Below are 1,894 nucleotides of genomic sequence, written 5' to 3'. Positions count from 1 at the left end.
CCCCCCCCCCCCCCCCCCCCCCCCCCCCCCCCCCCCCCCCCCCCCCCCCCCCCCCCCCCCCCCCCCCCCCCCCCCCCCCCCCCCCCCCCGCCCCGCCTCAGCGCGAGCCTTGGAATCCTGATCCCTGGAGCCATTGTGACAACCCCCTTCCACCACGAGCCCGGCGCCGTGCCGCCGCCCCAGTGCCCGGCCCACGACCCCGGCATCGGCCCCGGCGGACTGCGCCGGCTCTACGGCCCCGCCGCCGAGAACGACCCGGCGGGCCTCTACGACAAGCTCCGCGCCGAACACGGCGCGGTCGCCCCGGTCCTGCTCCACGGCGACGTCCCCGCTTGGCTCGTGCTCGGCCACAGCGAGAACCTCCACCTCACCCGTACGCCGTCCCAGTTCTCGCGGGACTCCCGGCGCTGGCGGGCCCTCCAGGACGGCACCGTCGCCCCCGACCACCCGCTGGCCCCGATCTTCACCTGGCAGCCCGTCTGCGTGTTCGCCGACGGCGCCAAGCACGAGCGGCAGCGCGGCGCGGTCACCGACAGCCTGGGGCGCATCGACAACCGGGGCGTGCGCCGCCACATCAACCGGTACAGCAACCGCCTGGTCAACGACTTCTGCGAGAAGGGCACCGCCGACCTGGTCGGCCAGTTCGCGGAGCACCTGCCGATGATGGTGCTGTGCGCCATCTTCGGAATGCCCGAGGAGTACGACGAGCGGCTGGTCCAGGCGGCCCGCGACATGATCCGCGGCACCGAGACCGCCGTCGCCAGCAACGCCCACGTCGTGTCCGTGCTGACGCGCCTGGTGGAGAACCGCCGCGCCGAACCCGCCCCGGACCTGGCCGGCTGGCTCGTCGAGCACCCCGCGGCGATGTCCGACGTCGAGGTCGTCGAGCACCTGCGCCTCATCCTCATCGCCGCCTACGAGTCGACGGCCAACCTCATCGCCAACGTGCTGCGCATGGTCCTGACCGACCCGCGCTTCCGCGCCCGGCTCAGCGGCGGCCACATGACCGTGCCCGAGGCGGTGGAGCAGACCCTGTGGGACGAGCCCCCGTTCACCGCGGTGTTCGGCCGCTGGGCGGTCGGGGACACCGAACTGGGCGGGCAGCAGATCAGGGCGGGCGACGCCCTGCTCGTCGGCATCGCCCCGGCCAACACCGACCCCGCCGTGCGCCCGGACCGCAACGCCGACATGGGCGGCAACCGGGCCCACCTCGCCTTCAGCGGCGGCCCCCACGAGTGCCCCGGCCAGGACATCGGCCGCGCGATCGCGGACGTCGGGGTCGACGCCCTCCTGATGCGGCTGCCCGACCTGCAGCTCGGCGTCGAGGAGAGCGAGCTGAGCTGGGTCGGCAACATCATGTCGCGGCACCTGGTCGCGCTGCCGGTGAAGTTCGCCCCCAGCCCCCAGCAGAAGGTGGACACCGACCCCCTCTCGTTGGCGTCCCGAGCCGCCCCCCCGGCCGAGGGCTGGGAGGTCTCCTCCCCGCCCCGGCCCGTTCCGGAGCCCGTGCCGGAAGCGGGGACGCAGCCCGCCCACGCGCCGGACGCCGCCCCGGCCGGGGCCGCCGACGAGGAACCGGCCCCCGCCGAGCCCGCCGCCCCCGAGGCCGCGCCGTCCGCCGACGGGCCCATCCCCGCGGCCGACATCCCGAGCCCGCGCCGGCCCGCCGCGCCCGTCCGGCTCTGGCAGTCCGTCTCCCGCTGGTGGAGCGGCCACTGACCGGCGCCGGCGGGGGGGGGGGGGGGGGGGGGGGGGGGGGGGGGGGGGGGGGGGGGGGGGGGGGGGGGGGGGGGGGGGGGGGGGGGGGGGGGGGGGGGGGTGGGTGGGGGGGGGGGGGGGGGGGGGGGGGGGGGGGGGGGTTGGGGTGGGGGGGGGGGGGGGTGGGGGTGGTGTG

The 1,894-nt window shown here is 78.0% G+C and carries 1 protein-coding gene; it reads left to right on the top strand.

All coding sequences use genetic code 11. From position 1 onward, the window contains the following. Positions 1–135 precede the first annotated feature (135 nt). On the top strand, positions 136–1,719 hold the full coding sequence (locus tag ACZ6EJ_RS27805) for a cytochrome P450 (RefSeq protein ID WP_469270962.1): 1,584 nt from the start codon (positions 136–138) through the stop codon (positions 1,717–1,719). Positions 1,720–1,894 lie beyond the last annotated feature (175 nt).

It is taken from the genome of Streptomyces sp. NPDC041970, from assembly GCF_055588985.1.
Note: the sequence above shows the minus strand (reverse complement) of the source record. Positions and strands in the feature narration are given on the sequence as shown.